The organism is Niveispirillum sp. FG148 (assembly GCF_057809655.1).
Genome location: NZ_JBMDKJ010000024.1, coordinates 41157 through 56591, shown reverse-complemented (window position 1 = coordinate 56591; position 15435 = coordinate 41157). Strand labels below are relative to the sequence as shown.

General features: G+C 63.1%; 16 protein-coding genes and 1 pseudogene. 7 read left to right on the top strand and 10 right to left on the bottom strand.

What is annotated here, in order from left to right; genetic code table 11:
* Positions 1-9: 9 nt before the first annotated feature.
* The 4 genes from kynA (at position 10) to ACODTW_RS21100 (ending at position 4038) form a co-directional block, all read left to right on the top strand.
* Complete coding sequence (kynA, locus tag ACODTW_RS21115; protein ID WP_488948058.1) at positions 10-843, top strand: tryptophan 2,3-dioxygenase; 834 nt, start codon at positions 10-12, stop codon at positions 841-843.
* A complete protein-coding gene (kynB, locus tag ACODTW_RS21110; protein WP_488948057.1) occupies positions 840-1475 on the top strand; it encodes an arylformamidase in 636 nt (211 codons plus the stop codon). The genes kynA and kynB overlap by 4 nt, the downstream gene beginning before the upstream one ends.
* A 46-nt stretch (positions 1476-1521) precedes the next feature.
* The gene (locus ACODTW_RS21105; protein ID WP_488948056.1) at positions 1522-3159 is read left to right on the top strand and encodes an AMP-binding protein; all 1638 of its coding nucleotides are present in this window, start codon (positions 1522-1524) and stop codon (positions 3157-3159) included.
* Positions 3160-3246: 87 nt separating this feature from the next.
* Complete coding sequence (locus ACODTW_RS21100) at positions 3247-4038, top strand: acid phosphatase (protein ID WP_488948055.1); 792 nt, start codon at positions 3247-3249, stop codon at positions 4036-4038.
* Positions 4039-4242: 204 nt separating this feature from the next.
* Here the strand turns inward: ACODTW_RS21100 and ACODTW_RS21095 are convergent, their stop codons facing one another.
* The 3 genes and pseudogenes from ACODTW_RS21095 to ACODTW_RS21085 all read right to left on the bottom strand — a co-directional run.
* Positions 4243-5286, bottom strand: a complete 1044-nt coding sequence (locus ACODTW_RS21095; protein ID WP_488948054.1) for a LacI family DNA-binding transcriptional regulator — start codon at positions 5284-5286, stop codon at positions 4243-4245.
* A gap of 201 nt (positions 5287-5487) precedes the next feature.
* Positions 5488-6069, bottom strand: coding sequence for a carboxymuconolactone decarboxylase family protein (locus tag ACODTW_RS21090; protein WP_488948053.1), 582 nt, complete (start codon positions 6067-6069; stop codon positions 5488-5490).
* 200 nt (positions 6070-6269) lie between these two features.
* Positions 6270-7178: pseudogene (locus ACODTW_RS21085) on the bottom strand (IS30 family transposase); the annotation flags it as partial.
* 243 nt (positions 7179-7421) lie between these two features.
* Here ACODTW_RS21085 and ACODTW_RS21080 point away from each other — a divergent pair.
* Positions 7422-7619, top strand: coding sequence for a (2Fe-2S)-binding protein (locus ACODTW_RS21080; RefSeq protein ID WP_488948052.1), 198 nt, complete (start codon positions 7422-7424; stop codon positions 7617-7619).
* Between the two features lie 34 nt (positions 7620-7653).
* Here the strand turns inward: ACODTW_RS21080 and ACODTW_RS21075 are convergent, their stop codons facing one another.
* Positions 7654-8091 carry a tetratricopeptide repeat protein gene (locus ACODTW_RS21075; RefSeq protein WP_488948051.1) on the bottom strand — a complete coding sequence of 146 codons (438 nt, stop codon included), beginning with the start codon at positions 8089-8091 and terminating at the stop codon, positions 7654-7656.
* Positions 8092-8298: 207 nt separating this feature from the next.
* On the opposite strand from ACODTW_RS21075, the gene ACODTW_RS21070 reads away from it, so the two are divergent.
* Positions 8299-8868, top strand: coding sequence for a PAS domain-containing protein (locus tag ACODTW_RS21070; RefSeq protein WP_488948050.1), 570 nt, complete (start codon positions 8299-8301; stop codon positions 8866-8868).
* 32 nt (positions 8869-8900) lie between these two features.
* On the opposite strand, the gene ACODTW_RS21065 is transcribed toward ACODTW_RS21070, so the two are convergent.
* On the bottom strand, positions 8901-10898 hold the full coding sequence (locus tag ACODTW_RS21065; protein WP_488948049.1) for a cache domain-containing protein: 1998 nt from the start codon (positions 10896-10898) through the stop codon (positions 8901-8903).
* Positions 10899-11181: 283 nt separating this feature from the next.
* Here ACODTW_RS21065 and ACODTW_RS21060 point away from each other — a divergent pair, with 283 nt between their 5' ends.
* Complete coding sequence (locus tag ACODTW_RS21060; RefSeq protein ID WP_488948048.1) at positions 11182-11598, top strand: VOC family protein; 417 nt, start codon at positions 11182-11184, stop codon at positions 11596-11598.
* Positions 11599-11610: 12 nt separating this feature from the next.
* Here the strand turns inward: ACODTW_RS21060 and thiL are convergent, their stop codons facing one another.
* From thiL to ACODTW_RS21035, 5 genes are read right to left on the bottom strand one after another with little or no spacing between them, the layout of a single operon-like run.
* Entirely contained in the window at positions 11611-12612 is a 1002-nt protein-coding gene (gene thiL, locus ACODTW_RS21055) for a thiamine-phosphate kinase (protein WP_488948047.1), read from the bottom strand.
* Positions 12609-13163, bottom strand: a complete 555-nt coding sequence (gene nusB / locus ACODTW_RS21050) for a transcription antitermination factor NusB (RefSeq protein WP_488948046.1) — start codon at positions 13161-13163, stop codon at positions 12609-12611. Before nusB ends, thiL begins: the two co-directional genes overlap by 4 nt.
* A gap of 14 nt (positions 13164-13177) precedes the next feature.
* Positions 13178-13642, bottom strand: a complete 465-nt coding sequence (locus ACODTW_RS21045) for a 6,7-dimethyl-8-ribityllumazine synthase (RefSeq protein ID WP_488948045.1) — start codon at positions 13640-13642, stop codon at positions 13178-13180.
* 32 nt (positions 13643-13674) lie between these two features.
* Positions 13675-14817 carry a 3,4-dihydroxy-2-butanone-4-phosphate synthase gene (ribB, locus tag ACODTW_RS21040; protein WP_488948044.1) on the bottom strand — a complete coding sequence of 381 codons (1143 nt, stop codon included), beginning with the start codon at positions 14815-14817 and terminating at the stop codon, positions 13675-13677.
* Position 14818: 1 nt separating this feature from the next.
* Positions 14819-15409 carry a riboflavin synthase gene (locus ACODTW_RS21035; protein WP_488948043.1) on the bottom strand — a complete coding sequence of 197 codons (591 nt, stop codon included), beginning with the start codon at positions 15407-15409 and terminating at the stop codon, positions 14819-14821.
* Between the last annotated feature and the right edge of the window lie 26 nt (positions 15410-15435).

Here is a 15435-nt window from a genome sequence, read left to right as displayed (position 1 = left end):
GAGGGGAAGATGAACCAGCAGGGCACCATGCCGACGGGCGACACGTTCCACGCCAGCCCCGACATCTCCTATGGCCGCTATCTGGGCCTGGAACAGCTGCTGTCCGCACAGCACCCGCTGTCGCCCGAACATGACGAGCTGCTGTTCATCATCATCCATCAGGCCAGCGAGCTGTGGATGATGCTCTGCATTCACGAATTGCGGGCGGCGCGTGACCAGATCCGCAAGGACGAACTGGGCCCCGCCTTCAAGATGATCGCCCGGGTCGCCCAGGTGCAGCGGCAGATGATCCAGAGCTGGGACGTGCTGACCACCATGACGCCGGCCGATTATGCGCGCATCCGCCCCCATCTGGGCCAGTCCAGCGGGTTCCAGTCCTGGCAGTACCGTCTGCTGGAATTCATGATGGGCAACAAGAACGCGGCCACGATCCAGGTGCATCGTGCCGACCCGCCTGCCTTTGCCACCCTGACCCAGGCGCTGGCCGAACCGTCGCTGTATGATGAAAGCCTGCGCCTCCTGGCGCGCAAGGGCTTCGTCATCCCGGCCGACCATCTGGACCGCGATTTCAGCCAGCCCTATCAGTCGCACCCGGATGTGGAAGCGGCCTGGCGCGCCGTCTATCGCGACACGGGCCGGCATTGGGAACTGTATGAACTGGCGGAAAAGCTGGTTGATCTGGAAATGCGGTTCCAGCAATGGCGCTTCAACCACATGAAGACGGTGGAACGCATCATCGGCTATCGCAGCGGCACCGGCGGGACCAGTGGCGTGAAATATCTGGTGAAGGCCCTGGAAATCAGCTTCTTCCCCGAACTGCTGAGCCTCAGGACCTCGCTGTGAGACAGATCTACGACATCACCCAGCCCGTACGGGCGGGCATCCCGGTCTGGCCGGGCGACACTGACTATGCCGAAACGCGGAACTGGGCCATCGGCCCGGAATGTCCCGTCAATGTCAGCCGCCTGACCCTGTCCACCCATACCGGCACCCATGCCGATGCGCCGCTGCATTATGATGCCGGCGGGGCTGCCATCGGTGATGTCGACCTTACCCCCTATCTGGGACCGGCCCTTGTCCTGCACATGCCACCGGGACTGGCGGTGATTGAACCGGCGCATCTGCTGCCCCGTGTGCCGGCGGGGACGGTGCGGCTGCTGCTGCGTACCTATGAACAATTCCCGCATGCGGCCTGGGACAGCGGCTTCACAGCGCTGGCAGCCGCCACGATCGATGGGCTGGCCGCCGCCGGCGTCAGGCTGATCGGGGTGGACGCCCCGTCCCTGGACCCGCAGACCAGCAAGACCATGGATGCCCATATGGCCGTCCGCCGGCATGGCATGGCCATCCTGGAAGGGCTGGTGCTGGACCCTGTACCGGAAGGGGTTTTCGAACTGATTGCACTGCCCCTGCGGCTTGCCACCGCCGACGCGTCACCCGTGCGTGCCGTTCTGAGGGTGATTGGTCAGCCATAAGGTCCCCACTGCGGGGGAAGATGAATTCAGGAAGGGAAGGGATCCAATGTCCATGACGCTTCTGCCATCTGCCCATGTGGACAGCTTCACCCGCGACAATCTTCCGCCCCCCGATGAGTGGCCGGAACTGATTTTCGACCGGTCTCTATATCATTATCCGGACCAGTTGAACTGTGCGGTGGAGTTGCTGGACAAGGCACTTTCAGAGGGTCATGGCGACCGCCCCGCCATCCTGTGCGGCGCCCAGGTCTGGACCTATGCCGACCTGTCCGATCGGGTGGATCGCATCGCCCAGGTCCTGACGGCAGACCTGGGCGCGGTGCCGGGAAACCGCGTGCTGCTGCGCGGTCCCAACAGTCCGATGATGCTGGCCTGCTGGCTGGCCGTGGTAAAAGCGGGACTGGTCGCCGTCGCCACTATGCCACTGCTGCGCGCCTTCGAATTGGGGCAGGTGCTGGAGAAGGCCGCCATTGGCATCGCGCTGTGCGATATCGGCCTTCTGGAAGAGTTGGAGACGGCGCGGATCGGGCGGACGGGACTGCGCCATGTCCTGGGCTTCGGCCGGGATGACGCGGAACTGGAGCAGCGCATGGCTGACCATGGCGGCCGCTTTCCCGCCGTCGCCACGTCCCAGGACGATGTCTGCCTGCTGGCCTTCACCTCCGGCACGACGGGCCAGCCCAAGGCCTGCGCCCATTTCCACCGCGACGTCATGGTGATGTGCGACGGGTTCGCCCGGCATCTGCTGGCCCCCCGTCCCGATGACATCCTGATCGGGACGCCCCCCATCGCCTTCACCTTCGGCCTGGGCGCGGTGCTGGCCTTTGCCCTACGCTTCCGGGCGGCCACGGCCCTGCCGGACCAGTCGACGCCGCCCAGCCTGATCGCCGCCATCCAGCGCCACCGAGCCACCATGGTGTTCACATCGCCAACCGGCTACCGGGCCATGCTGGGCCAGCTGGGCAGCTTCGACATCGGCTCTGTGCGTACCTGTGTGTCGGCGGGGGAGGTGCTGCCCGTCGCGACGTCCGACGCCTGGTTCGCGGCCACGGGATTGCGCATCATTGATGGCATCGGGGCGACGGAGATGATCCATATCTTCATCTCCGCCGCCGGCCCCGATATTCGCGTCGGCGCCACCGGTCGCGCCGTTCCCGGCTATCACGCCACCCTGTTGGACGGGGAGGGACGAGAGATTGACGGGCCGGGGATCGGCCGGCTGGCCGTGCGCGGTCCGACCGGCTGCCGCTATCTGGCCGACGACCGGCAAAGGAACTATGTCATCAAGGGCTGGAACGTTACGGGCGACACCTATCGCCGCGACGATGATGGCTATTACTGGTTTGTGGCGCGGGCCGACGACATGATCATTTCCTCCGGCTACAATATTGCGGGTCCGGAGGTGGAGCAGGCGCTTCTTGCCCATCCGGCCGTGGCCGAATGTGCCGTCATCGGTGTGCCAGACGCCGAACGCGGCAATATGGTGAAGGCCTTCGTGGTAGTCCTGCCCGATGCCGCCCCTGGTCCGGAACTGACCAGGGAGCTGCAGGATTTCGTGAAGGCACGCATCGCCCCCTACAAATATCCCCGCGCCATTACCTTTCTGGAAAGCCTGCCCAAGACACAGACGGGCAAGATCCAGCGTTTCGTCCTGCGCCATATGGAGGTTGGCGCCGGAAGTTGAGCGTCCGCCGACGGATGGCTGGATTCCCTTTATCGTCATGCTATCGTCGCCGGCTTGGACGGAATGCCGTGGCGGTTGGGAATGACGATGAGATTGCGGGTTCTGGCTGTTTCGGTCGCCGGCGTTCTGCTGGCCGGCATAGCGCCTGCGGGGGCCAAGGAGCCGGTGGCCGCCCAGGCCCCGTCCTATCTGATGGAGGGCGATATCGACCTGGTGGCCATCCTGCCGCCGGCGCCAAAGGTGGGGGACGCCCGGGCAGAGGCCGACCGCGCCATTTTCCGTGCCACGCGCACCCTGGAAGCGACGCCACGCTGGACCCAGGCCGTCGCCGATATCGGGGAGACGGAAGCGGAGATGCTGCGCGGGTTCAGTTGTGCGGCCGGTATTGAAATGACCCCGCAGATGATCCCCGTAACGACGCGGCTGTTGACGACGGCGGCCCGCGATGCGTCCGCGGCGAACCGGGGCGTCAAGAACCGGTACGAACGCCGACGCCCCTTTCATTACGACGCCGGCAATATCTGTGAGCAGCGGGCCCATGTGGAGGACAGTTACGATTATCCGTCCGGTCACACCACACGGGGATGGGTCTGGGCACAGATCCTGGCCGAACTGCTGCCCGGACAGGCCACCCCCATCCTGGCGCGGGGCCGCAGCTTTGGTGAAAGCCGCATCGTCTGTGGCGTGCATAATGCCAGTGCGGTGGAGGCGGGACGTCTGTCGGGCACCCTGTCGGCCACCCGTATGCGTACTTCACCGGCCTTCCAGGCCGATCTGGCCGCCGCGAAGAAGGAACTGGCAACCCTGACCAAACGACCGGCCCCGGATGCAGACCGCTGTCGCGCCGAAGCCGAAGCCTTGGCCATTCCGGTTCTTTGACCGCCAGCACCGATGACGGACGCGGGATTGATCATGATCGGGGTTGGCGGGTGATGTCGGAATGCCGGCTGCGTTTCTCTGATACCAGCGGCGCCTACAGCCTCAGGCTTGGCTACGCCGCACGCGCGGTGCGTCGGCAGTCGCCGCCGTACCATCGGTCATGAATTATGACCGATGGTACGATCTGAAAGAGAGAGCCGTGCCTCACGCGCGCGCGGGGGGCGCCGTCGATTCCCGCACCACCAACTCATGGGCGAAGTAGGGCAGGGCCGCCGGACGGGCGCCATTGCGAGTGCTGGCGATGATATGGTTGGCCGCTGCGGCCCCCATCTCCATGATCGGCTGCCGGATCGTGGTCAGGCTGGGCCAGACACTGGATGCCATCCGGACATCATCGATGCCGGCCACCGACAGATCATCGGGCACCCTCAGGCCCCGCCGATGCGCCTGGGCCAGCACGCCCAGCGCCATGCTGTCATTGGCGGCAAAGATGGCGGTCGGGCGATGGGGTGATGACAACAGCCTTTCTCCGGCTGCCTGTCCGGACTCCATCGTATAATCGCCATCAACGATCAGCGACGGGTCGTAACAGCCCAGCTTTTCCGTCTCATCCTGAAAGGCCTGTTGGCGCAGTTCAGCCGACCCGAAACCGCGGCGACCGGCCACAAAGCCGATGCGGCGATGCCCCAGACCCAGCAGATAACGCGCCATGTCGCGTGCCGCCTGATAATCATCAATACGGACCATGGCGGGCAGGGTAGGAACCTCCACCCCAGGGCTGACCCGCACATAAAGGCCGGGTCGATTTTCCAGCACCGCCAGCAGACGTGGATCATCGGCCAGACCGGGCATGATGATGAAGCCATCAACGGCGGGCATGGCGATCAACTGCGCCGCCCGTTCGGAGAATCCAGGCGAGGTCAGATCCAACGGCTCCATCAGCAGATGAAAACCCGCCGCCCGCGCCGCGGTCACGGCGCCGACCTGCAAGCCCGCAATATACTCGTGGATAAGCAACTGTGCCGTATTGTCCGGATAGGTTCCGAAAACGAAGGCGATCATGAAATTGCGGGCGGCCGACAGGCTGCGCGCCGACAGGTTGGGGGAATAATTGAGCTGGAGAACCGCTGCCTTCACCCGCTCGCGGGTGGCCGGGCTGGCCTTGGGTTCACCGTTCAGGACTCGCGATACAGTCTTAATGGAGACGCCGGCCAAACGGGCGACATCATGGATGGTCGGCTTGCTCACGAAAGGGAATGCTCCGGCACCGGGGGACAGGTCCGTCCCGTACGGTATCCCAGCCGCGGGGATTCAGGGAAGGAATAAGGGCCGATCCCGGGTTGCGGTCGCCTGCGGCCGTCCGTTCGCGGACAATCTGACCGACAGTCGGATAAAATGCGAGTGGCACGGGGGCCGCAGGCGTCGCATGATCAGGGCAGGCCCCTTTTGTCACTTCTGGACAGGCCGGCCGATGGGGCAGGTTTCTTCCCGATCGACAATGTCGAAGGTGAAGATCATCTTGGCGATGCCGGTCAGAATGGCGGCCACAAAGCCTAGCTCCATGATCTGACCATCATCATAATGGGCCCGCAGGCGGGCATACAGATCCGCCGACAGGTGCCCCTCCATGTTCTGCAGCGCCATCTCCTCCGCCAGCGCGATCACAGCAGCATCCTTGTCCGTCCAGAGCGGAGAGGAGGGGACATGGATAACGTCGATCATCTCGTCGGAAATGCCCACCGCCAGCGCCGCCAGACGGTTGTTCCGGTTACACAGCTGGCAGCCATGCTGCTTGGACAGCTTCAGGCGCAGCAACTCCTTGCTGCGCACATCCACTCTCATGCCCGGCAACTGGTTATAGAAGACCCCACCGTAGAACCCATCAAAATACCAATTCATGATGTCAGGCTGATGGGCCATCACCTCGATGATGGTGCCGTCGCCCGTCTTTTCAACGCAGCGGTGATAGGCGGCGGCGATAGATGGGCCCATCTGATCAAGCGGCACGCGCGGCATGACGGTGTTTGGCATCTGGCCCCCACATGTTCCAATGATATGTCTATGGAACAATATGGTCTCAAATCCGTTCCTGCACCAACAACCACCGCGACCGATTAGGCAAAAGGCGGTTGTTCAGGCCAGGACCGACAATGAACCCTGACGCTCAGATGCGCAGGCATATTCCCGGCAGAACCAGCCCAACCATCTGATATTAAAGGAAAGTCGCACTTCAAAATAGAACCCACCGATCGATCCTTGACCGGACTGTCGAGCGGCAAACGGCGTCGCACCCGTCCGTTGGCATTCTCAATGCCGCCCTTTTGCCAGGGACTGTGCGGATCGCAGAACCAGCTTGGCATGGGCAATGACCGCCAGGCACCCACAAACTCGGTGCCCCGGTCGAAAGTGATGCTGCGCCGGGCGGAAGCGGGCAGGGGGGCCAGAGCGTCGGTGATCCGGGACATGACACCCGCGGAACGCCGATCTTCATTGCTCAGCAGCAGCAGATAGCGGGTTTGCCGCTCCTGCAGCGAGGTGACGTTGCTTTTGCCATGCTTGCGGGCAAAGATCACCAGATCCGCCTCCCAATGGCCGAACTGGCTGCGTTCACCGATCTCGGACGGGCGGGCTTCAATCCACCGCTCTGCCGGGATCACCGGACTGCGCGGCTTGCGGCCGGCCCGCCGGCGGCGATGCCGTCGGGCGACAGCCAGCAAGGCATAGAGCTTTGCCTCCCGACCCTCCGCGCTGTAGACGAAGCGATAGATGCTCTCGTGCGATATCCGTCCCATCGGCTGCGGATCAACCTTCAGACGGCCGGAAACCTGCTGTGGCGACCAGCCCGAATGCAGTTTTGCCAGCACATGTGCCAGAAGAGCCGGATGCCGAAGCAGCTTTACCCGGCCACGCCGCCGCCGTTTGGCCCGCGCGTTCGCCGTCATGCAGTAATAGCCCCGGTAGTCGTTCCCGAACCGGTCCCGGAAACTCGTGTGATAGAAATTCCGGTTGATCTCACGATGGATCGTCCCGCGATGTCGGCCAAGCCGCGCCGCAATCTTGCAGACCGGCATCGATGCCTGCAGCATCTCGTCAATCACCCGCCGTTCCGCCAAACTCAGGTGCGAATAACATTCCCCCATGGCCACCCCCATAGATAACCATATGATATTAAAGGAATGTCGCACTTCAAAATAGAACCCACCCCGCCTACAGCCGTTGGATTGATAAGGAATGTTATGGAAATTATTATTTCTCCAATGCCTTCAAGATGGTACTGCTACCAATTCGCAAAATCATCTAGCGCATGCGAATGATTTGCAGTACGTTCATACCGTTCCTGAAAGGAACAGACTGTCTCACACAAGGCCCGGGTTCGTCCGACCATGTATGTATGCGTCTGCAATGCAATCAACTGCAAATCCGTACGGCGCACCGTCGATGATGGCGCGCGGAGCGTGGCTGGCGTCTTCAAAGCTTGTGGAAAGACACCACAATGCGGTCGTTGTTTTACGACCATCCGCGACATGGTAGGCAGCAGCAACGCAGCCATGGTGAATGGCACGGCCATCGCCGCCGAATAAGCGGATATCCAGCGCTCGCCCCTGCCAGGACCTTCTATTGCTGCTTCATCGGGTCCGGCCGCCCGTCATTGATGCCCAGGCGCGCACGCAGCAGACGGATGTTACGTTCGGCCGCACGAAACAGCGGCTCCCCCTCCAGTTCACCGTTCGGCAATGGGGCCGGATCCTCGTTCCCGGAAACATAAACGACCCGATAAAGGCGCAGCGCCTCTTCGTAGCGGCCAAGTTCCTGGTAGATCTGGCCCAACTGATAATGGGCCAGCATATTGTCAGGCTGATCGGCGACGATCTCGGCGTAAAACTGCTGGGCCATGACGTAATCCTTGGCCGCCAACGCTGCCTTGCCTCGATCGACGACATCATCCTTCCATGGATTGATCGGTTTGGCCCAATTCGGGGTCAGGCATCCCGGCAATGCAGCCAGTACCGTGAACAGGAACAGACTGGCGACAATTTTGCGCGGACCCTTCATCTCCACTCCCCCTTGCCGGCCGGGCCTTCCCTGCAAGGGATGGGCTCAGGCCCGACCGGGATTGCCCCCGGCCATCATTGACAGGGTGGCCGAACACAGCGCTTGTCGCAAGTCTGGCCTGTCCTGTTCGCTTGCCGATCTGGAACGCTTCATCGGCTGTTTACCAAGTGCTCGACAATGCGCATTCTGGCATCGGGGAGGAATTCGATGATTGCCGGAATATTCGACAATGTGCAGGAAGATCTGGAAATCCTGAAGGCAGACCGCGCCATGCGCATTCTGCTGTCCCTGTGGTGGCGTGCCAGACAAGATAATGGCGGGGCCGTGCCGACGCGGCCGCAACTGGATCCATGCTCCTTTCCCCGGCCCGCCCTGCCCTTCATGTTCGTCTATGAACATGTGGAAGATCGCTTCCGATGCCGATTGGCCGGAACGAAGATGCGCGACATTTTCGGTGCCGACAGTACCGGACGATTTTTGGACCAGATGGCACCCACGCACTTCCTGCCCAGCCGATCGGCCCTGTTCCACCGCTGCATTGATAGCGGCATGCCTGTGTTCTATCGGGCCTATCTGGCGCCGCAGGGCCGGGAATGGCGGTCATCTCTCCGGCTGCTGCTCCCGGCCGCCGTGGCCGACAGCAGGGAGCCGACACAGATTATCGGCATGCTGCGGGTTTTCGATCCGTCACCCGCGGCGGCCAGTCTGGCAGCCGGCGATGGCATGATCAGCGCCCGCCCGCTGGACGAGACGGACTGCCGGTACCTGGTGCTTTAGGCACAGGTACCGGCCAAAACCGACAAGGCTGATCAGGCCGCTTCAAGGATCGTGACGATCCGCTGCTCCGTCGCCTCGTCCAGACGGAACTGCACGCGCAGCAGTCCGTCGGCGTTGCTGATGACTCGTGCGGTCAGCGGCGCATTCCGGCACAGGCCATGGACCTCCAGCTGCTCCCCGGGCTGTATGTCCAGCGTGACACGGATGGCTGCGCCGGCCGTGGACAGATCGGCTGTGCGGCCGGGTGCCTGGATGGCGGCATGGTGGCGGCTGGCAGGCGCGATGATGGTCACGGGCAGGTCGACGCTGCGGCGTTCAACGGCGCGCCGGTCACCGGCCCGGTCCATGGCCGCCAGGAACTCCTCCACCTCCCGACGCAGTTGTTCCGCCTGTTCGGACAATTCACCTGCGGCCCCGTGCAACTGCGTCGACGCCGCCATGGTGAACTGCGCGCCTTCCCGCACGGCCACGATACTCTCGGACACTTCGCCCGTGCGCATCGCAGCCTCATGGACATTGCGGCTGATCTCCGCCGTCGCGGCACCTTGCTGGCTGACAGCACTGGCGATGGTGCCGGAATTCTGACCGATGCTGTCGATGATGTCGGCAATGGCCCCCATCATCGCTGCCGCGTCTTCAGCCGCAACCTGTACAGCGCGCGCCTGATTGCCGATATCCTCCGTTGCGCGGGCAGTCTGTCCGGCCAGATTCTTCACCTCGCCAGCCACGATGGCAAAGCCCTTGCCGGCTTCCCCGGCGCGGGCCGCCTCGATCGTGGCGTTGAGCGCCAGCAGGTTGGTCTGGCTGGCAATATCGGCGATCAGGCCGACAACGCCCTGTACATTGGCAACCACCTCCGACAACTCACCGACAGTCCGGCGCGCATTATGGGCTTTTTCAACGGCTGCTGCCGTAATGTCGGCCGTGATCGACACCTGACGCCCGATCTCGGCGCTGGAGGCCGACAGTTCCTCCGTCGCGGCTGCCACGGTCTGGGCATTATCGCGGGCGACCTGTGCATTCTCGGCCACGGAATTGGACCGCGTTCCCGTCATCTCCGCCTGTTGCTGCAGGCCGCCGGAGGTCGCCTCCAGTTCGGTCGCCGCGGCTGCCACCGTCTTCAGTTTGCCGGCAACGGCCAGCTTGAAGTCGCGGGTCAGCACTTCCAAGGCCTGGCGCCGGCGTTCCTTCGCCAGCTCCTCTTGCTGCTTTTCCAGTTCCAGCCCATGGGCACGCTGCGCATTGTCGCGGAAGACGGCGATGGCGCGGGCCATGGCGCCGATTTCATTGGTTGCGGTGGCTTCGGGTACATCCACGTCCAGCTTGCCATCGGCAAGATCATCCATGACGGCGGTCAGCGTAGACAGCGGCCGCGCCAAGGTGCGGGCCACGGCGATGGATGCCGCAACCGACAGGACGCCCAACACAATGACAGCGGCCAACTGGATGATCAGCAGATCGCGATGTTTGCGGCCAACATCGTCCAGATAAACACCGGAGCCAACCACCCAGTTCCAGTCGGGCACAAGAGCGACAAACGAGATCTTGTCAACGGGCTGGTCATAGCCCGGCTTTGGCCATTTATAGGGGACGTAACCGGATTTCGCGGCGCTGGTTGCCGCCTTCACGAAGTCACGGAACATGAAGGTGCCGGCCGGGTCCTTGAAATCCGTCATGTCCTTGCCGTCAAGTTCAGACTTGATCGGGTGCATGACCATCTTGTGGGCGGTATCGTTGACCCAGACATACTCTCCGGCAAAGCGCATGGCCTTTACCGCTTCCAGGGCCCGGCGCTGTGCCTCGTCGCGCGGCAGGGTTCCGGCCTTCTCCTGCGCCACATACGAGGCTACGACAGCGGTCGCGCCCTCAACCGCCGAATGTGCGCTGGCGCTGTACCGTTCCTGCAATTGCGCATATTGCTGCTGGCTGGTGAGGGCGGCAAACGCCACCAGACCCGCAACCGAAATCAGGACGATCAGCCCCAGACGCTTGGAAATTCCGGTATTATGGAACCACGTTGAAATATTCACCAACCGCATCATTTTGCCTCTTTCCATCTCTATTTTACAGTTGGATCGCTGTTCGACGCATTGACCCTGTATCCGCGAAGTAGCAACGATGAACAATCAACTTTTCTTCAATAAAGGTGAGAGACAAATTAACTTCCGGTTAACATCTATGTTAATCTTATTATTATCAAAGATATAGACTGCCACTTTGCTCCTCAGGAAACCGCCCTGGGCGTGTATGATATCCCAGACTGCGACACCGCGTCGCAGATACCAAGGTCGTCCTCACTTTCGGAGAAACCGGATGTCCGCCCCGTTCCGCCTGCTGGGCATTGACCATGTTGTTCTGCGCATCCGCGATCTGGACCGCATGCTGGCCTTTTATCGCGACGTGCTGGGATGCCCGCTGGAGCGGGTGCAGGCGGAGTTGGGGCTATACCAACTCCGGGCTGGCAGCACCTTGATCGACCTTGTCACGCTGGACGGTAAGCTGGGTCAGGCCGGTGGTGCTGGCCCCGGGGCGGAAGGCCGCAACATGGACCATTTTTGCCTGGAAATCGATCGGTTCGACGAAGCAGAGATCAGAACCCATCTTGCCGGCCACGGCGTCAGTATCGGCGCCACGGGCCTGCGTTACGGCGCCAATGGCGAAGGTCCGTCGATCTATCTGACAGATCCTGAGGACAATGTCGTGGAATTGAAAGCACCAGTGGCGCCTTAGAAAAGCCAGGCCTCAGAAATGGCGCCAGCCACCGGGGCCCAGGTCGGATTGCGTGCCGTCCAGGCCCATAACATCCAGTCCCGGTTCCCCATCGACCACGCGGCCGATACAGGTGACGGACACACCAACCGTAGACGCCGCCGCGGCGATATCCTCGGCTTTCTCCACCGATGCGGTGAAGGCCACTTCATAATCGTCGCCACCGGTCAGAACCAGACCGCGAAGGTCGGGCGCCGCCAGCAGGACGCGCAGCGCGGGCCCGGACAAGGGGACGGATTGGGCATCCAGACGCAGACGAACCTTACTGACCTCCGCCAGATGCCGCAGATCGGCCACCAACCCGTCGGAAACGTCCAGCGCAGCCGTCGCGAACACACGCAGCGACGCCACCAGATCCAACCTTGGCGTCGGTCGCCGCAGGCGGGACAGAAGATAGGCGCGGTCAGCATCCGACACGGGCGCCACCAGCCCGCCTTGGGCCAGACGCAGGCCCAGGGCAGCGTCGCCGATATGGCCGGTGACAAAAACGCCGTCACCGACCTTGGCTCCCTTGCGTCGGATCATGCGGTTGCGTGGCACCAGTCCCAGCGCCGTAATGGTCAGCGACAGCGGACCCGCAGTGGAGACGCTGTCTCCGCCCAGCAGGTTGACCTTGAACTGCTTCTGCGCCACGCCCAATCCCCGGGCGAAGGCTTCAACCCATTCGTCGCCCAGGGCGCGCGGCAACGCCGTCACCAGACTGTAGGCCAGGGGCTCAGCACCCTTGGCCGCCAGATCCGACATGTTGACGGCCAGTATCTTGTGGGCCAGGTCCGCCGGATCGTCATGGGGCAGGAAATGCACACCCGCGACCATGGCATCGGTGGTGACCACCAATTGCTGGTCGTAGGGCACGTCCAGCACAGCAGCATCGTCGGTCAGGTCGAAAGCCCCGGGAACACCCACGGCCAGCGGTCGGAAGAAACGCTCGATCCGGCCGAATTCGCCCAGGCCGCTGGACCTGCCGCTGGTCACGACGCCCCTGCCCCGCCCTTGCCCTTGGCCGCCATCTCATCGGCCCGCAGCGTCCGGGCAAGCTTGTCCAGCACGCCATTGACCATGCCGGGTTCCCGCCCGGCGAAGAAGGCATGGGCAACGTCGATATAGTCGTTGATGATGATATGCGGGGCCACGGCGCTGTTGGCCAGCAACTCCCAGGCGCCAGCGCGCAGGATGGCGCGCAGCAACAGCTCCATGCGCTCCAGCGACCATTGCCGGTCCAGCAGGCCGCCCAGCAGCTGATCGACATCCGCCAGGCGCGCCTGCACGCCGCGCACAATGTCGGCGAACAGCTGCGGGTCCGGGGTCACGAACTCCTCGCCATCCTGTTCCTGCCCGATGCGGTGCCGCGCGAATTCATGGATCACCGTCTCGCTGGACGCACCCGCCAGATCGATCTGGTAAAGCCCCTGAACCGCCGCCAGACGGGCGGACGAACGGCGAGCCTTGGCGGACCCGGTGGGCTTGATCTTGGGCGGGGCCTCGGGAGCAGCAGCCGGGGCGGTGATCTTCTTGCGCGGGGGCATGGTGAACCTGGAACTCAGCGGGAATAAAGACGGAATTGCTTCTTCAGCTCGATCATCTGAAGGCAGGCATTGGCGGCGAAACCGCCCTTGTTCTTCTGGTTGACGGCGGCGCGGGCCCAGGCCTGCTCGAAATTCTCCGTCGTCAGGATGCCGTTGCCGATGGCCAGCGTGTGGCGCAGGGCCAGATCGGACAGGCCGCGCGCGCTTTCCTGGCAGACATAGTCATAATGCGTCGTCTCGCCCCGGATCACGCAACCCAGCGCCACATAGCCATCGAAACGGCGGCGTCCGGAATAGAAATCCATGGAGCGGACGGAAAACTGGATGGCCGCCGGGATCTCATAGGCGCCGGGCACCTGGAAGATCTCATAGGTGGCGCCGACGGCATCCAGCGCCTGGACGGCGCCCTTCACCAGTTCGTCCGCGAGGTCGTCGTAGAAACGGGCCTCGACGATCATGATATGGGGCGCGTCGGCCATGGGTCTTGTCCTGTCAGACGGGGATCAAGGGATCAGAAGGGGGTGGGTATGGCCCTTTGGCCGACAATGGTCAAGCCATAGCCTTCGAGGCCCACCACCGTCTTTTTGGTATTGCTCAGCAGAACCATGCGCTGGACGCCAAGATCGTTCAGAATCTGGGCACCGATGCCGTAATCGCGCAGTTCACCCTGCGGCTCGGCATTGCCGTCATCCATACCGCGCAGACGGTCGGCCAGGGAAAAGGGCTGCGCGTCGCGCATCAGGACGATGACGCCCCGCCCTTCCTCGCCGATCTGCTTCATGGCGGCTTCCAGGCTGCCGACGGGGCCGTGGCGGCTGTCGCCCAGCAGATCCTTGACGATGTTCAGCGCATGCATGCGCACGGGCACGGGCGCACCGTCATGGATGTCGCCCTTGACCAGGGCGATATGTTCGGCCCCGCTGATGCGGTTGCGATAGACGATCATCTCGAACCGGCCGCCATGATGGCTGTCCAGGAACGTGCGATAGCTGCGCTCGACAATCGTCTCCGTCCGGCGGCGATAGGCGATCAGGTCGGCGATGGTGCCGACCTTCAACCCGTGCAGCTGCGCGAACTTCACCAGGTCCGGCATGCGAGCCATGGTGCCATCGTCATTCATGATCTCACAGATCACGCCCGCCGCAGGCAGACCGGCCAGACGGGAGAAATCGACCGACGCCTCGGTATGGCCGGCGCGGACCAGCGTACCGCCCTCGCGTGCCAACAGCGGAAAGACGTGGCCGGGCGTGACGATGTCGCGGCTGTCGACATTGGGGTCGATGGCGACCTGGATGGTCCGGGCGCGATCGGCGGCGGAAATGCCCGTCGTCACGCCGGTGCGCGCCTCAATGGAAACGGTGAAGGCCGTCTGGTGGCGGGTGCCGTTCTGCTGCGCCATCAGCGGCAGGCGCAGGCGCTCATTATGGGCGCCGTCGATGGCCAGACAGATCAGGCCGCGACCGAAACGGGCCATGAAATTGATGGCTTCCGGCGTGGCGGCACTGGCGGGGATCACCAGATCGCCCTCGTTCTCCCGGTCCTCGTCATCGACCAGGATGAACATGCGGCCCTGACGTGCCTCTTCGATCAGTTCCTCGGTGCTGCTCAGCACGGGCCGATCCTCTTCCGTCAGGCGGGTTTCCGTGGGCGTCATCTCAGGCGTCCTTTCCAACCAGCCGGGCGACATAGCGCGCCAGCATATCCACTTCCAGATTGATGCGTGCCCCCGGCCCGATCAGGCCGAAGGTCGTCTGTTCCGCCGTATGCGGGATGATATTGACACCGAAGACATCGTCCTCGACCTCGTTCACCGTCAAGGAGACGCCATTCAGCGCAACGGAGCCCTTGGCCGCGATGAAACGCTTCAGCATCTGCGGCACGCGGAAGCGCCAGCGGTGGCTGTCGCCGTCGGGCGTGACGGACACGACCTCGGCCACGCCATCGACATGGCCATAGACCAGATGGCCGCCCAGCTCGTCCCCCAGCTTCAAGGAGCGTTCCAGGTTCAGCTTCGTACCGACAATCCAGTCACCGACCGTGGTCTTGGCGATGGTTTCGGCCGACACATCGACCTTGTAGGCGTTCGCCAGCTTCTCCACCACGGTCAGGCAGACCCCGTTGGAAGCAATGGACGCGCCCATGGCCACACGGTCCAGCTCGAACCGCGTTTCGATGGTCAATCTCAGGTCGCCACGGCGCTCGATCTCCACGACGCGGCCGACATCGGTGATGATTCCAGTAAACATGGCGCATAACCTATGGCGTGGCGGGA